The 14806-nt window shown below is 62.7% G+C and carries 15 protein-coding genes; 7 read left to right on the top strand and 8 right to left on the bottom strand.

The window, feature by feature from the left end; genetic code table 11:
• Positions 1-52 precede the first annotated feature (52 nt).
• Complete coding sequence (locus GOX53_RS05880; RefSeq protein ID WP_171174352.1) at positions 53-1099, top strand: aldo/keto reductase; 1047 nt, start codon at positions 53-55, stop codon at positions 1097-1099.
• Between the two features lie 74 nt (positions 1100-1173).
• On the opposite strand, the gene GOX53_RS05875 is transcribed toward GOX53_RS05880, so the two are convergent.
• Complete coding sequence (locus tag GOX53_RS05875; RefSeq protein WP_171174350.1) at positions 1174-2151, bottom strand: GlxA family transcriptional regulator; 978 nt, start codon at positions 2149-2151, stop codon at positions 1174-1176.
• Between the two features lie 133 nt (positions 2152-2284).
• On the opposite strand from GOX53_RS05875, the gene GOX53_RS05870 reads away from it, so the two are divergent.
• The 3 genes from GOX53_RS05870 (at position 2285) to GOX53_RS05860 (ending at position 5511) form a co-directional block, all read left to right on the top strand.
• On the top strand, positions 2285-3202 hold the full coding sequence (locus GOX53_RS05870) for a 3-keto-5-aminohexanoate cleavage protein (RefSeq protein WP_171174348.1): 918 nt from the start codon (positions 2285-2287) through the stop codon (positions 3200-3202).
• Positions 3203-3289: 87 nt separating this feature from the next.
• The gene (locus GOX53_RS05865; RefSeq protein WP_171174836.1) at positions 3290-4756 is read left to right on the top strand and encodes a carnitine 3-dehydrogenase; all 1467 of its coding nucleotides are present in this window, start codon (positions 3290-3292) and stop codon (positions 4754-4756) included.
• Positions 4753-5511, top strand: a complete 759-nt coding sequence (locus GOX53_RS05860) for an SDR family oxidoreductase (protein ID WP_171174346.1) — start codon at positions 4753-4755, stop codon at positions 5509-5511. Before GOX53_RS05865 ends, GOX53_RS05860 begins: the two co-directional genes overlap by 4 nt.
• Before the next feature lie 79 nt (positions 5512-5590).
• Here the strand turns inward: GOX53_RS05860 and GOX53_RS05855 are convergent, their stop codons facing one another.
• Both GOX53_RS05855 and GOX53_RS05850 read right to left on the bottom strand, forming a co-directional pair.
• Complete coding sequence (locus GOX53_RS05855; RefSeq protein WP_171174344.1) at positions 5591-5773, bottom strand: hypothetical protein; 183 nt, start codon at positions 5771-5773, stop codon at positions 5591-5593.
• A 110-nt stretch (positions 5774-5883) separates the two neighbouring features.
• On the bottom strand, positions 5884-6777 hold the full coding sequence (locus tag GOX53_RS05850) for a helix-turn-helix domain-containing protein (protein ID WP_171174342.1): 894 nt from the start codon (positions 6775-6777) through the stop codon (positions 5884-5886).
• 109 nt (positions 6778-6886) lie between these two features.
• On the opposite strand from GOX53_RS05850, the gene GOX53_RS05845 reads away from it, so the two are divergent.
• The 3 genes from GOX53_RS05845 to GOX53_RS05835 are packed head-to-tail and all read left to right on the top strand — an operon-like array spanning position 6887 to position 8912.
• The gene (locus tag GOX53_RS05845) at positions 6887-7090 is read left to right on the top strand and encodes a DUF2061 domain-containing protein (protein ID WP_171174340.1); all 204 of its coding nucleotides are present in this window, start codon (positions 6887-6889) and stop codon (positions 7088-7090) included.
• Entirely contained in the window at positions 7083-7988 is a 906-nt protein-coding gene (locus tag GOX53_RS05840; protein WP_171174338.1) for a fatty acid desaturase, read from the top strand. Before GOX53_RS05845 ends, GOX53_RS05840 begins: the two co-directional genes overlap by 8 nt.
• A gap of 21 nt (positions 7989-8009) precedes the next feature.
• Positions 8010-8912, top strand: coding sequence for an EamA family transporter (locus GOX53_RS05835; RefSeq protein ID WP_171174337.1), 903 nt, complete (start codon positions 8010-8012; stop codon positions 8910-8912).
• 112 nt (positions 8913-9024) lie between these two features.
• Here GOX53_RS05835 and GOX53_RS05830 read toward each other — a convergent pair whose 3' ends face one another.
• The 5 genes from GOX53_RS05830 to GOX53_RS05810 form a co-directional block, all read right to left on the bottom strand.
• The gene (locus GOX53_RS05830; RefSeq protein WP_171174335.1) at positions 9025-10377 is read right to left on the bottom strand and encodes a DEAD/DEAH box helicase; all 1353 of its coding nucleotides are present in this window, start codon (positions 10375-10377) and stop codon (positions 9025-9027) included.
• A 171-nt stretch (positions 10378-10548) separates the two neighbouring features.
• Complete coding sequence (locus tag GOX53_RS05825; RefSeq protein ID WP_171174333.1) at positions 10549-11499, bottom strand: glycosyltransferase family 2 protein; 951 nt, start codon at positions 11497-11499, stop codon at positions 10549-10551.
• Positions 11492-12250: a hypothetical protein gene (locus GOX53_RS05820; protein ID WP_171174331.1), complete on the bottom strand. Its 759-nt coding sequence runs from the start codon at positions 12248-12250 to the stop codon at positions 11492-11494. Before GOX53_RS05820 ends, GOX53_RS05825 begins: the two co-directional genes overlap by 8 nt.
• 109 nt (positions 12251-12359) lie before the next feature.
• Positions 12360-13115 carry a hypothetical protein gene (locus GOX53_RS05815; RefSeq protein WP_171174329.1) on the bottom strand — a complete coding sequence of 252 codons (756 nt, stop codon included), beginning with the start codon at positions 13113-13115 and terminating at the stop codon, positions 12360-12362.
• A 49-nt stretch (positions 13116-13164) separates the two neighbouring features.
• Positions 13165-14772 (bottom strand): peptide chain release factor 3, encoded by a 1608-nt coding sequence (locus GOX53_RS05810; RefSeq protein ID WP_171174327.1) that lies wholly within the window; start codon positions 14770-14772, stop codon positions 13165-13167.
• Positions 14773-14806 lie beyond the last annotated feature (34 nt).

The following is a 14806-nucleotide window of genomic DNA, read 5'->3' as shown; positions in this document are numbered from 1 at the left end:
CCCGGGGACGGCCCGCTAGGTTTGCGCTATTCGGAGCAAGAGGAATTTCAGCATGAAAATGAACCCGCTGGGCCGCACCGGCATGATGGTGTCGGAACTGTGCCTCGGCACGATGACCTTCGGCACCCAGACATCCGAGGCAGAGGCCCATGCACAGATGGACATGGCGCTGGCGGCCGGAGTGAACTTTGTCGACGGCGCCGAGATGTACCCGGTGAACCCGATCAGTCAGGACACCGTGGGCCGCACCGAAGAGATCCTCGGCAATTGGAACGCCGCCAATCCGGGGCGGCGGGGGGAGTATATCCTGGCCACCAAGCATTCCGGCGCGGGTTTCATGTATGCCCGAAACGGCGCGCCGATTTCGGCGCAGACCATTCCGGAAGCGGTCGAAGGTTCACTGCGGCGGCTCAGGACCGATCATATCGACCTCTATCAGTTCCACTGGCCGAACCGGGGCAGCTACATGTTCCGGCAGAACTGGTCCTATGATCCGTCCGGCCAGAACCGTGCCGCGACGCTGGCCAACATGGAGGAGTGTCTGGAGGCGATGCAGCAACAGGTGGACAAGGGCAACATCCGCGCCTTTGGCCTGTCGAACGAAAGCGCATGGGGCACGGCGCAATGGCTGCGGCTGGCCGAAGAGCGCGGTTGGCCCCGCGCGGCATCTGTACAAAACGAATACTCCCTGCTTTGCCGGTTGTACGATACGGACATGTCGGAGCTGAGCGTGAACGAAGACGTGGGTCTGATGGCCTTTTCGCCACTGGCGGCGGGGTACCTGACCGGCAAGTATCAGGGCGGCGCGGTGCCCGAAGGCTCGCGCATGTCGCTGGTGCCTCAGATGGGCGGACGCAAGTCGCCGCGCATTTCGGATGCGGTGGCGGCCTATCTGGAGATCGCCTCGCGCCATGGGTTGGACCCGGTGCACATGGCGCTCGCGTGGTGCCGGACGCGGCCCTTCATGATGTCGGCGATTTTCGGCGCCACGACGCTGGCGCAGCTGGAGCATTTGCCCGGCGCGGTGGATGTGGAACTGACGAGCGATGTTGTGGCCGAGATCGACGCGGTGCACCGGGCGCATCCGATGCCTTACTGATGCCGGGAAAAGGGGGCTCTGCCCCCGTCGCCTGACGGCGACTCCCCCGGGATATTTTTAAACAGAAGAAGGGGTTAGTGCAGTGTCTGTTCCTGCCGAAGGTCGCGGGCCGAAAGGCCGTGGGCGGTACGGAAGGCGCGGGCGAAGCTGGATTGCGAGGTGAAGCCGGTGGCCAGCGCCACGTCCATCAGGGACATGTCGGTATCTGCGACCAGACGGCGGGCCTCGGCCAGGCGCAGTTGCAGGTAGTGGTCCTGTGGTGTCGTGTTCAGGCGCAGGCGGAACTGCTGCTGCAGGGTGCGGGGACTGGTGCCGAGCGTGTCGGCAATCTGGGTCAGCGGCAGGGGCTCGTCCAGCGCGGCCTCCATCAGCGCGTTGGCCTTGGCGGTCAGCGCGTTGTGGCGGTGCGGGGCGCCGGTGCGGCTTTGCGGTTTGGTGGGGGCAGGCGCGCCGTCATAGAGGAAGAGGCCCGAGACCCGCGCGGCAAACCCGGCGCCGTGGCGGGCCGAGATGATGTGCAGCATCATTTCAATCGCGGGCATGGCGCCGCCCGAGGTCAGGCGGTTGCCAGAAATCGCAAATCGGTCGCGCAGAACCGTTACATCCGGGAAGCGATTTGAGAAGTTATCCAAATCTTCCCAGTGTGTTGTGGCGCTATGTTGATCCAGCAGATCCGCCTCGGCCAGCAGCCACGGGCCACCATCAATACCGGCCAGCGCGGCGCCGGTGGCGGCGATGCGGCGTAGCCCGGCCAGTAGGCTGGGCGTGGCGTGGCGGGCCAATTGGAACCCGGCCACCACGATCAGCAAATCGCAGTCTTCGAACCGGGCCAGCGGGATGCCCGGCACCGCCAGCCCGCTGGTCAGATGGGCGGGCGTGCCGGTGGCGGTCACGTAGTCCCAGTCGAAGGCGGGCCGGTCGGCCAGCCGATTGGCCGCCCGCATAGGATCGACAGCTGCGGCAAAGCTGAGCGTGTTGCACTCGTCCAGCACCAGAACGCCCGTTTTCAGGGCGCGGTGTTCGGGCTGCAGGATGTTTTTTGCGGATTTCATCAAGTTCGATTCGCATATTGACAAGTTGTTTCGCCAAGGCTGCGCCAGACTCGGGTCCAGACGCAAATCGGAATCCGGGGACAAGCCTGGGGATAACCCCGGGCGGAAGCCGGTAAAACTTGGGGAAAACACCATGCCTCTGGAAATGAACCGCGAAGTCTTCATCACCTGCGCCGTTACCGGCTCGGGCGGTACTCAGGATCGCAGCCCGCATGTGCCGCGCTCGCCCAAGCAGATTGCCGAGAGCGCGATTGCTGCGGCCAAGGCAGGCGCGGCGGTGGTGCATTGCCATGTGCGCGACCCGGAAACCGGTGCGCCCGCCCGCGATCTGGCCCTCTATCGCGAGGTGACCGACCGTATCCGCGATGCGGAAGTGGACGCGGTGCTGAACCTGACGGCGGGGATGGGTGGCGACATGGTGTTTGGCGGTGTCGAGAACCCGCTGCCGCTGGCCGAGGCGGGGACCGATCTGGTGGGTGCCACCGAGCGGGTGGCGCATGTGGCTGAATGCCTGCCCGAGATCTGCACGCTCGATTGCGGCACCATGAACTTTGCCGAGGCCGATTACGTGATGACCAACACGCCTGGCGCCTTGCGGGCGATGGGGCAGATGATGACCGATCTCGGCGTGAAGCCCGAGATCGAGGCGTTTGACACCGGCCATCTGTGGTTTGCCAAGCAGTTGGTGAAAGAAGGGCTTCTGGAGTCGAATGCTCTCGTTCAGCTCTGCATGGGCGTGCCGTGGGGCGCACCGGATGACCTGAACACCTTCATGGCGATGGTGAACAATGTGCCGGACGACTGGACTTTTTCGGCGTTCTCGCTGGGGCGCAATGAGATGGCCTATGTGGCGGCGTCGGTTCTGGCGGGCGGCAATGTGCGCGTGGGGCTTGAGGACAACCTGTGGCTGGAAAAGGGCGTGCTGGCCGAGAACTGGCAGTTGGTGGAACGCGCAGGCTCGATCATCGAGAACATGGGCGCGCGGGTGATCGGGCCGCAGGAGGTGCGGGAAAAGTTGGGGCTGACCAAGCGGGCGCCGGTGGCGAAGTAGGCAAATCCCGAGCGGATTGGGGGCCAGCCCTCAAACCCCCGGGATATTTGAGGCAAGAGGAAGAACCGGTCGGTTCTCGAAGGAATTCTGATGAAAACAGCAGCAATCATCGGTGGCGGTGTGATCGGCGGCGGCTGGGCCGCGCGGTTTCTGCTCAATGGCTGGGATGTGCGGGTGTTCGACCCCGACCCTGAGGCACAGCGCAAGATCGGTGAGGTTCTGGATAATGCCCGCCGCTCGCTGCCGGGGTTGAGCGATGTGCCGCTGCCGCCCGAGGGCGCGCTGACGTTTCATGACGACATGGCGGATGCCGTGCAGGGGGCTATCTGGATTCAGGAAAGCGTGCCTGAGCGTCTGGACCTGAAGCTGAAGGTTTACAAAGGCTTGCAGGCGGCGTGCGATCCGCAGGCTATCATTGGCTCTTCGACCAGCGGGTTCAAACCATCGGAGTTGCAGGACGGTGCGCTGTGCCCGGAACAGATCGTGGTGACGCATCCGTTCAACCCGGTCTACCTGCTGCCTCTGATCGAGCTGGTGCCGACCGAGGCCAACCCGCCGGAACTGGTCGAACGGGCCAAGGAGATGCTGAGCTCAGTCGGGTTCTTCCCGCTGCATGTCAGGAAGGAGATCGACGCCCATATCGCCGACCGTTTCCTCGAAGCTGTCTGGCGTGAGGCGCTGTGGCTGGTCAAGGACGGCATCGCCACCACCGAGGAGATTGACGAAGCGATCCGCATGGGCTTCGGCATTCGCTGGGCGCAGATGGGCCTGTTCGAGACCTATCGCGTGGCAGGCGGCGAGGCGGGGATGCAGCACTTCATGGCGCAATTTGGTCCGGCGTTGCAATGGCCGTGGACCAAGCTGATGGACGTGCCGGAATTCACCGACGAACTGGTGGCCATGATCGCCGATCAGTCCGATGCGCAATCGGGGATGCACTCGATCCGCGAGTTGGAGCGCATCCGCGACAACAACCTTGTCGGCATGATGCGGGCGCTCAAGGCGCAGGACTATGGCGCGGGCGCGGTGCTGAATCGGCATGATGCGCGGCTGAAGCCCGGGGCGCTTCCGACGCTGGATGGGGCCGACCTGTGCCAGCCAATCCTGACCTTGTCGCGCGCGGTGCCGCTGGACTGGACCGATTATAACGGCCACATGACCGAGTCGCGGTATCTCGATGCCTTCGCCAGTTCCACCGACCGGTTCATGGAGATCATCGGCTGTGATGCGGACTACATCGCGAGCGGAGGAAGCTATTTCACCGCCGAAACCCATATCCGCCATTTGGATGAAACCCATGCCGGTTCGAAGATCGAGGTGCAGACGCAGCTGTTGCTGGGGCAGGGGAAAAAGCTGCACCTGTTCCACTCCATGTATGAGGGCGACAAGCTGTTGGCCACCGGCGAAAGCTTTCTTTTGCATGTCAGCCTCGAAACCCGGCGGCCCTGTGCGCCGTCGGCGCAGATCGAGGCCGCGATGGCGCGGATTGCGCAAGGGCAGGCCGGTCTGCCTTACCCTGAGGGGGCGGGTAGCGCGATCCGGAAACCTGCATGAGCCGGAGGGTTCTAATCACTGCCGGCGCTTCAGGGATCGGCAGAGCCATGGCCAAGGCCTTCGATGCCGTTGGTTACGACGTCTGGGTGACGGATATCGACGAAGCAGCGCTCAGATCCCTGCCGGAGCATTGGACCGGGCATTGGGCTGATGTCGCGAGCGAAAATGACATGAGTGCCATTCTTCAGGCTGTCCAGGCTGAGGGCGGGCTGGATGTGCTCTGTGCAAATGCCGGGATCGCGGGGCCGACCGAAGCCGTCGAAGACATTGAGCTGGCGGATTGGCGCAGATGCGTTTCGATCAATCTGGATGGCGCCTTTCTGGCGGCGAAACACGCGGCACCGCTGATGAAATCCGTACAAGCGGGCAGCATCATCCTGACGTCTTCAACTGCCGGACAGTACGGATATCCCAACCGTGCACCCTATGCGGCGGCCAAATGGGCAGTAATCGGGTTGATGAAGACGCTGGCCATGGAACTGGGTCCTCATGGCATTCGTGCGAACGCCATCTGCCCGGGCGCGGTCGAAGGACCCCGCATGGAGGGCGTGCTGGAACGCGAGGCGGCGGCCAAGGGCATGACCCGCGATCAGGTCTATGACGGCTATGCTGCGGGGACCTCGATGGGGCGCTTTGTCGAGGGGCGTGACATTGCCAACATGGCGGTGTTTCTGGCCTCGGACTCGGCGCGGCTGGTGTCGGGGCAGGTGATTGCGGTGGACGGGCATACGGTGAACCCGGACCCCAAGATCTGAGTGTTCACGATCCCGCGCGAAAAATCCGGCCCGCAGTCTTGGGGCCGGACTTCCCGTTCAATCCGTTCAATATCCTGGTTCAGGCCTGATTTGGTCCGCGAATCTGCCGGATGGCCCGGCGGACGGCCTCCCAATTCTGGGCCTCTTCCTTGTTTCCGGCGGCATCATATTCGCGCATCTTCTGCGCGGCTTCGGCCTCGGCCTTGTCTCCATGCGCGGAATAGAGCGCACGGGCATATTCGGCAGTCCTAATTGCATCCATACGTCGAATCCTTCCTTTGGCTCGTGAGCGGTTGGATTGCCCGTTCGTTCAGGTGACCCCATTATAGGGCACGGCAGGCCGCACTGCACCCTGTGATTGCAAAAGCGCGTTTATTCGCCGCTGGCCTGCCCTTGGGGCCGGACTTCTGTGATCGCTGTTCGCAACTGGCGCAGATGGGTGGGCAGGTGGCGGGCGGTCAGGTCGGCCTCGCGCACCAGCGTGTCGAAATGGCGGGTGAAGATCTCGATCCGGTCGCGGCCACGGAACGCCATGTAATGGCTGCCCGCGTAGAAGACGCAGAGCAGGGGACCGAAAATGGTGATCGGCGCGGAATAGAGCCGTTTCGCATCGAACAGATAGATGCGCAGGCGCGGATAGAGCTGTTCGCAAATCGCCAGCAGGTGGTCGATCTGCTCAAGCCGGACGTCAAGCGGCAGACCGTGGTAATAGCCGGTCGCGTGGGCAAAACTGTGGATTTCATACAGCGGCATGGCGATTTCATAATCCGACTGCGCACTGCGCATCCATGAAAGCCGATCCTCGGAGGCTCCGATGGCCTGATCCGCCGTTCGCCCCAGATGCGGCGCATATTCCCATTCCAGCACCGCGCGGGTCTTGAGCATGTCGGGCAGGGTGGCCGGGACATAGCGGATCTTGTAGCCCGCAGCCTGCTGGTGCCACTCAAAGATGCGCTCATCGACCAGCGCCCGGGGTGCTTCGGTCATGGACAGGGACCCGGCCAGCAACTCGGCGGCGCTCTCGGGGCGGTCCGACAGGCTGAGCAGCCAATCCGCCGACACGCCAAGCGCGGTGGCGCAGGCGCCGACCACATGGGCATTGGGCAGCCGCGCGCCCTCATCGGTCAGCAGTTGCGAGATGGTCGATCTGTCCACCCCGATTCGACGGGCAAGGCCGCTCTGGCTGACCTTCGCCTCTTCCATTGCGCGCGCCAGACGCTGGCGGAACTGGGAAGCTCGGTCGCGTTTGTCCATTTTTTCATACATATGGTGATAAATATCACATTCGATGAATTTTGTTAATCATATTCAGAATTCTCTGCGCCGCGCCGATGGGTAACACTTCGGAGAAAGAAAACAAAAAGTGGGTAACGGAATGGAGACGCGCCGAAGATCGGTCGTGAAGGCTGTGATCTGGAACATCATGGGGTTGGCCACGATGACACTGGTGGGGCTTATCGCCACCGGGTCGGCGGCTGTGGGTGGCACGCTGGCCATCGTCAACACCGCCATCGGGCTGAGCATGTATATCCTCTATGAACGTGTCTGGGCCGGCGTCCGCTGGGGGCGCAATGTCTGAGCGCACGACCCAAGGCACCGGGCCCGAATGGGGCACTTTTTTCCTAATCCTCGCCTGCCATGCTGCCTGGCTGGTCACCATCTTCTGGTTGGCGGAGTGGGGCCTGTGGCTGGCCATCCCGGTGATGGGGCTTGTCGCCGCGCTGCACTCCTCGCTCACGCATGAGGCGCTGCACGGCCATCCGTTCCGCACCAGGTGGATCAACGAGGCGCTGATGGCACTGCCGCTGACGCTGTGCATTCCCTATAACCGCTTCCGCGACCTGCATCTGGCGCATCATCTGGATTCGAACCTGACCGATCCCTATGACGACCCGGAATCGAACTATCTGGACCCGGTGGTGTGGAACGCACTGCCGGGGTGGAAACGGTGGATTTACGGCGTGAACAACACGCTGCTGGGGCGGATGGTACTGGGCCCCGCCATCGGGCAGATCGTGTTCTTTCGCGACGAATGGCAGGGTGCCATGCGCGGCGACCGAGCGATCTGGCTGGCCTGGGCGCTGCACTTGCCTGGGGCCGCGGTGGTGCTGTGGATCGCGGCGCTGTCGCCGATGCCGGTCTGGGCCTTTGTGCTGTCGGCCTATATCGGACTTGGTCTGCTCAAAATCCGCACGTTTCTGGAACATCGCGCCCATGATAAGGTGCGTGGCCGTACCGTGGTGATCGAGGATCGGGGTCCGCTGGCCTTTCTGTTTCTGAACAATAACCTACACGTCGTTCATCACATGCATCCGACCGCGCCATGGTACCGGCTGCCGGGGCTCTACCGTGAGGGCAAGGAGCTGTATCTCGCCTGCAATGACAGCTACGTTTATCGCTCCTACGGCGAGATATTCCGGCGCTATTTCTGGCACGCCAAGGACCCGGTTCCGCATCCGCTCTGGCCTCAGCGTTGAATCCAAGCCACAAGGGGCTCCATGAGTTTGTGGATTCCCGTGACCCTGGCCGCCGCGCTGTTTCAGACGGTGCGGTTCATGCTGCAGAAAACGCTCAGCACCGTGAAGCTGTCGGCGGCGGGGGCGACCTTTGCCCGCTTCGCCTATTCGGCGCCGCTGGCGGTGCTGGGGCTTGTGATCTATCTCGCGGTAAGCGGGCGGGACCTGCCTGTTCTGCCTTGGAAGTTCTGGATGTTCGTGGTCATCGGGGGGACCGCGCAGATTCTGGCAACCATCTGTGTCGTGGCGCTGTTCAAGCAGCGGAACTTTGCGGTAGGGATCACCTTCAAGAAGACCGAGGTGATCCAGACCGCGATTGTCGGGCTGATCCTGTTGGGCGAGGGCGTTTCGCTGGGTGCGCTCGGTGCCATCCTGCTGGGGCTGGCGGCGGTGCTGCTCTTGTCGAAGACGCCCGGAGGCGACGGGGTCTGGTGGCGCCACCTGACCAACCGCGCCTCGCAGCTTGGGTTGGGCTCGGGTGTGCTGTTTGCCTTTTCCGCCGTCAGTTATCGCGGTGCCGCGTTGGAGCTTGGGGATCTCGACCCTTGGTTCCGGGCGCTGGTCACTCTGGCCGCCGTCACCTCGTTTCAGTTGTTCAGCATGGGGGCGTGGCTGGCGTGGCGCGACCGGGCCGAGCTGCGCGCGGTGTGGGAGACGCGGCAGACGGGCGTGTTCGTCGGGCTGACCAGCCTAGGCGGGTCGTTTTGCTGGTTTCTCGCGTTCACTCTGCAGAACGCGGCCTATGTGAAAGCGCTGGGGCAGGTGGAACTGATGTTCAGCCTGATGGCCTCGACCCTGTTTTTCCGCGAGAGCATAACCCGGCGCGAAGTGGCCGGGATCGCCCTTCTGGGTCTTTCCATCCTGGCGCTGGTTTTGGCGATCTGAGACGACGGGGCGCAAGGGTGCGCCAAGCCGCTTGCAAGCGGCATAAGCGGTTTCGAAACCGCCTCAAGGCGTTTGCAAACGCCTTGGTCCCGGTACAGCCGTGGTGTGAGGGTCAGCCCGCGCGCCGTTCCTCGAAGCTGAGCGCGATGAAGCTGGGCAGATGGTCGCCCATTCCGACCACGGCCTTGCCACCATCGTCGCGCCGGTCGCGCCCGCGCGACTTGACCTCGCCGGGCTTCTTGCCGCGTGAGCGCTTTTTCTCGGGCTTTGGCGCTTTTGTTTCAGCTTCGGTTTCCGGCTCCGGCTTGGCCTCGCGCTTTACCGGATTGTCCAGGCGCGGGATCTCTTTCTGGATCAGCTTTTCGATCGCATCCAGCGCCTTTTCATCGCGCGGGATGCAGATTGTGATGGCCTTGCCCTCACGCCCCGCGCGCCCGGTGCGGCCGATGCGGTGTACATAGTCTTCAGGGTGGCCGGGTACGTCGAAATTGAACACGTGGCTGACATTCGGCACATCCAGGCCGCGTGCCGCCACATCCGAAGCTACCAGCAAGCGCAATGAGCCATCGCGGAACCCGTCCAGAGTCTTGGTCCGCTGCGACTGGTCCAGATCGCCGTGGATGGCAGCGGCGTCATAGCCGTATTTCTTGAGCGACTTCGCGCAGATGTCCACATCGGTCTTGCGGTTGCAGAAGATGATCGCGTTGGTGCAATTGTCGCCTTCGGCATCGATCAGCTTGCGCAGCACCTTGCGCTTTTCGCTGCCTTCACGGTCGCGGCGCGAGGCTTTGAACTTGACCACGCCCTGTTCGATGGTTTCCGAGGCTGTGGCCTGCCGCGCCACTTCGATGCGGGCCGGGGCCGACAGGAAGGTGTCGGTGATCCGCTCGATCTCGGGGGCCATCGTGGCCGAGAAGAACAGGGTCTGGCGGGTGAAGGGGGTCAGCGAGAAGATGCGCTCGATATCCGGGATGAAGCCCATGTCGAGCATCCGGTCGGCTTCGTCCACCACCATCACCTGCACGCCGGTCAGCAGCAGTTTGCCGCGCTCGAAATGATCCAGCAGGCGGCCCGGCGTGGCGATCAGAACATCGACGCCCCGGTCGATCAGCGCATCCTGTTCCTTGAAGCTGACGCCGCCGATCAGCAGCGCCTTGGTCAGCTTCACGTGCTTGGCATAGGTGTCGAAGTTTTCCGCCACCTGTGCCGCCAACTCGCGGGTCGGGCACAGCACCAGGCTGCGGGGCATCCGCGCCCGCGCGCGCCCCCGTGCCAGCATGGTGATCATCGGCAGCGTGAAGCTCGCGGTTTTGCCGGTGCCTGTCTGGGCAATACCCAGAACATCGCGGCCTTCCAGAGCGGGTGGGATGGCACCCTCTTGGATCGGGGTCGGGGTTTCGTACCCGGCTTCCTCAATAGCCTTGAGGACCTTCGGGTTCAGGTTCAGATCGGTGAATTTTGTCATGTATGTCCGGTTAATGCGGACACTGACCTGGCCCGCGCGTATGAATGTAGCCGGGCCCGGGTGGCCATGCGCCCCATGCGCGTTTCGGCTTGAGCGCGGACATAGCAAAAACCCCCGGCAGCGTCAAATCGCGACGTTGGGGCGGAATATGTGCCCACTGCGGCGCGGCATTCAGGCGACAGTCGCAGCAAACCCGGGAAAATGTTTCGCAAGCTTGGTGTCGAGATCCAGATCCCGCTGCAGGATCATCCCTGCTTTGCGAAGCCGCTCGCGCACTTCGGGATCGGCGGCGCTGATCTCATCGAAAAAGGCGCGCAGCCCGGTTTCGCCTTCTTCCTGTTCGATGCCGGAGAGCAGCTCATGCATGCTCAGACCGCCGTCCTCACGCGGTACGTTGGGGGAGAGGCCCGGGCGATACACACCCTTTTCCAGCCGGTAGGGGTAGCGCGCGATCCAGTCCCCCCACCCAAGGGCATGGTTGTGGCACAGATCGACCTGCGGCAGTTCCACCTCGCAGTCCAGTCTCTGGCGATTGCGAAACAGGCCATGGATGCGGAACCCAATCCCGTCAATACCGGTGCGAGCAAAAATCTTGCCGCCCACGTGACTCAGAAAGCCGCCCTTCACAAAGGCACCGTAGCGGGGATAGAGGCCGCACACGATGTCATGCCGATCTGGGCCGTGCGGGATGAAGGCCTTGTAGAGATTGCCCGGGTCGGACAGCGCCTCGATCGGGCGCACCCGGGCGTAGGGTATGTCCGGTGGCAGCGCAGCCAGCAGGGGGGCCAGAGGTTCGGTCGGCCACAGAAACTCGTCCACGTCGATATGCGCCAGCCAGTCCACATCGGCCCGGGAATAGGCATGGGTGGCGTTTGCGGTCTGACGTATCTGGTGGCGCCTGGGTCGCTGCGGCTTGCGCCGGCGCCAATAGGTGTCGTCGCAGGTCAGCACACGCACTTTGGGATGGGCTTTGAGCGGGGCAAAGGCCTGCGGGTTGGGTTCGTCCAGATACAGAAACAGCCGGTGCGCGCCGAGATCGAGGTGATGGGCGGCAAAGCGCAGAATCTCGGCCGCCGGGGCCTTGATTGTCGCAACGATGCCCCAGGTGCAGCCGTCAGCCATCCGGATCGTCCCACATGCTCTGCCGGTTCTTGTAGTGCTGGATACGGCCAAAGACGCTGCGCGGGTCGCTCATCACCAGTTTCAGCATTCGGAACCCAAGCGGGCGTAGCACCGGGTCATCTTCGGCATAGCGCCACAGCCGGGCCAGCAGGTTGCGGTCTAGATCGCCCACCCGCAGGGAGTATTCCGGCATGTCGAAGGCCAAGGGCACTTTCAGATGCTTCATGCCCACCATCTCGAACGCCTGATCATTGGGCCGCAGCGAGACGCGGCGCTCGCAATCATGCAGCTTGATCAGGTCAAAGAGCATATACAGGCCTTGGCCGCCCAGACGTTGATCCATGGTCTCACCATGATCGGCAAAGGTGGTCGCGGTCGAGATCAGCCAGCGCACCGGCAACTCTCGCGCCAGATCGGCGCCTTTTTCGTGCGACATCCGCAAAAACAGCGCCCGCGCCTCGGGCGGTGCCGGATGGCGGCGGAGCAGCGCGATGCACATGGCGTGGATCAGGTGTAGCTGCGGCTGGCCTGCGAATTCCTGCTGCAGCGCGTGGTATTTTCGGCGGGCGTCCTGGGGATTGCCAAAGCGGGCATCCGGATCCGGCGCGTCGACAACCGATCGGGCCAGCATGTTCAGATCCACATCGGCGGACGGCAGAACCTTCTCGGGGCCGAGATAAGGGACCTCCTTGCGCTCCAGATGACGCATCAGCGAATAGAACCCGCCGGGGTAGTTTTCCTTATCGATCATGCGTCGAAACCATACTCACCGATGCCGAACCTACAAGTCCGGGTTCGCTGCCTTTTTGCCTCTCCGAATGCAACCGTTGCCCGACTTGCAAAGTCGATGTCTCATCCAATCACGTGCGCGGCCGCTTGGCCATGCGTCGGTCCCGCATGATCTTGAGGCGGCGGAAGATCCCACCGGGGTCCCGGTTAAGTTCTGTCAAAAGGTGATCGGTCAGAGGGGCGATAGTGTTGTCCATCAGGGCTCTGGTCCAAATTGGAGCGATCAGATTTATGTCGAGGCCGCCTGTTTCAAGGGAATATGAGTTCATTTCCAGCGGCAAGCTCGCGTCCACCTTTCTGCGGAAAAGAAATTGGGTGCCCGGCGTTCGGCCCGAAAAGAGACGCTCGAATTCATAAAGCTTCATCATCCCGAAGAGCATACGCAGCGCCTGGCCCACCTCTCGTTGCACGGGCGTGTTTCCATGATCGGCGAAGGTCTGCACCGATGAGACCAGCCAGCGCAGGTCCAGTGCGGCAAGCAGATGATCGGATTGTTCCGCCCAGAGGCGACGGAAAAGAGCCGGCACCTGTTGCGGGCTGGACCGTTTTCGCAGATTCGAGATCAGCTGAGCGTTGAGAAAGGCCAGTTCCGAATTGCCCACGAACTCCTCGGCGATCTGGATGCGTTTGCGCGACCAGGATGTATTGGTCGCCCCGGTCGCGATCCGGGTGGCGCATTCGGGCACGATCTGTGTTACCAGCGCCTCCAGATCCACATCCAGAGACGGCAGTGTTTCCGGGCCGAAATCGAACGGATCACGCCGCCCATCATAGCGGTCCAGCATAGCGGCCAGCCCGCCGGAATAGGTGAAGTCGTCGTCGTTCATGCGGCCAGATTTACAGGGCCAGAGTTGCCCGTACAATCCGGCGGCGCCGTCACAGCATCATTTCCTTGGTCGCCGTGAGGTTCAACGCAGGATAATCCCGCACCACCCGGTCGATATCCCATTGCAGGCGGGTCAGGTACACGATGTCGCCGTCGTGATCATGGGCGATGTGCTGCTTGTTGGCAGCCAGAAACTTGTCGATCTCGGCCTTCTCCCCCGACACCCAGCGGGCCGAGGTGAATTGAGAGGCCTCGAAGCGGACGGGCAAGCCGTATTCCAGCTCGATCCGGCTGGCCAGAACCTCGAACTGCAAGGCACCCACGACGCCGACGATAAAGCCCGAGCCGATGGACGGCTTGAACACTTTGGCCGCGCCTTCCTCGGCAAACTGCATCAGCGCCTTTTCCAGATGCTTGGCCTTTAGTGGATCGCCCGCGCGGACGCCCTGCAACAGTTCCGGAGCGAAGGAGGGGATACCGGTGACGCGGATCGCCTCACCTTCGGTCAGGGTGTCACCGATGCGCAGTTGACCATGGTTGGGGATGCCGATGATGTCACCGGCCCAGGCCTCTTCGGCCAGTTCGCGGTCGGAGGCCAGGAACAGCACCGGGTTCGACACCGCCATCGGCTTTTTGGTGCGCACATGGGTCAGCTTCATGCCGCGTTTGAAATGGCCCGAGGCCATGCGCACGAACGCCACCCGGTCGCGGTGCTTGGGGTCCATATTGGCCTGCACCTTGAAGACAAAACCGGCGACCTTCTTTTCCTCTGGCGAGATCTGTCGGGGTTCAGCCGACTGAACCTGCGGCTGGGGGCCATAAGAGCCGATCCCCTCCATCAGTTCCTTCACGCCGTACGAGTTGATCGCCGAGCCGAACCAGATCGGCGTCATATGCCCCTCAAGCACCGCTTGTGGGTCCAACGCAGGCAGCAGTTCGCGCGCCATCTCGACTTCTTCCAGCAGTTTGTCCAGCAGGTCGGCAGGGACATGCTCGGCCAGTTTCAGGTCGTCCAGCCCGTTGATCTTGATGCTTTCCGCCACCTTATTGCGGTCGGCGCGGTCCATCAGCTCCAGCCGGTCGCGCAACATGTCATAGCAGCCAATGAAGTCGCGGCCGACACCGATGGGCCACGAGGCCGGGGTCACGTCGATGGCCAGCATTTCCTGAATTTCGTCGATGATCTCGAACGTATCCCGGCTTTCGCGGTCCATCTTGTTACAGAAGGTCAGGATCGGCAGATCGCGCAGGCGGCAAACCTCGAACAGTTTCTGCGTCTGGCTTTCCACCCCCTTAGCGCCGTCGATCACCATCACCGCTGCATCCACGGCGGTCAGTGTGCGATAGGTATCCTCGGAGAAATCGCTGTGACCGGGCGTGTCCACCAGATTGAACCGGAAGTTGGCATAGTCGAACGACATCGCCGAGGCGGAAACCGAAATCCCGCGATCCTTTTCCATCTGCATGAAGTCAGACCGCGTCCGCCGCGCCTCACCCTTGGCACGCACCTGACCAGCCATCTGAATGGCGCCCCCGTACAGCAGGAACTTCTCGGTCAGGGTCGTCTTGCCCGCATCCGGGTGCGAGATGATGGCGAATGTCCGGCGCCGGGCGATCTCGGGCGGCAATACGGGTTGGTTCGAGGCGGTATCAAGCATGAACGCGCGTATAGGTAAGGATTCCGACTGAGGC

Origin of the sequence: Ruegeria sp. HKCCD8929 (assembly GCF_013031405.1) — a bacterium.
Classification (GTDB): Bacteria; Pseudomonadota; Alphaproteobacteria; order Rhodobacterales; family Rhodobacteraceae; genus Ruegeria.
Note: the sequence above shows the minus strand (reverse complement) of the source record. Positions and strands in the feature narration are given on the sequence as shown.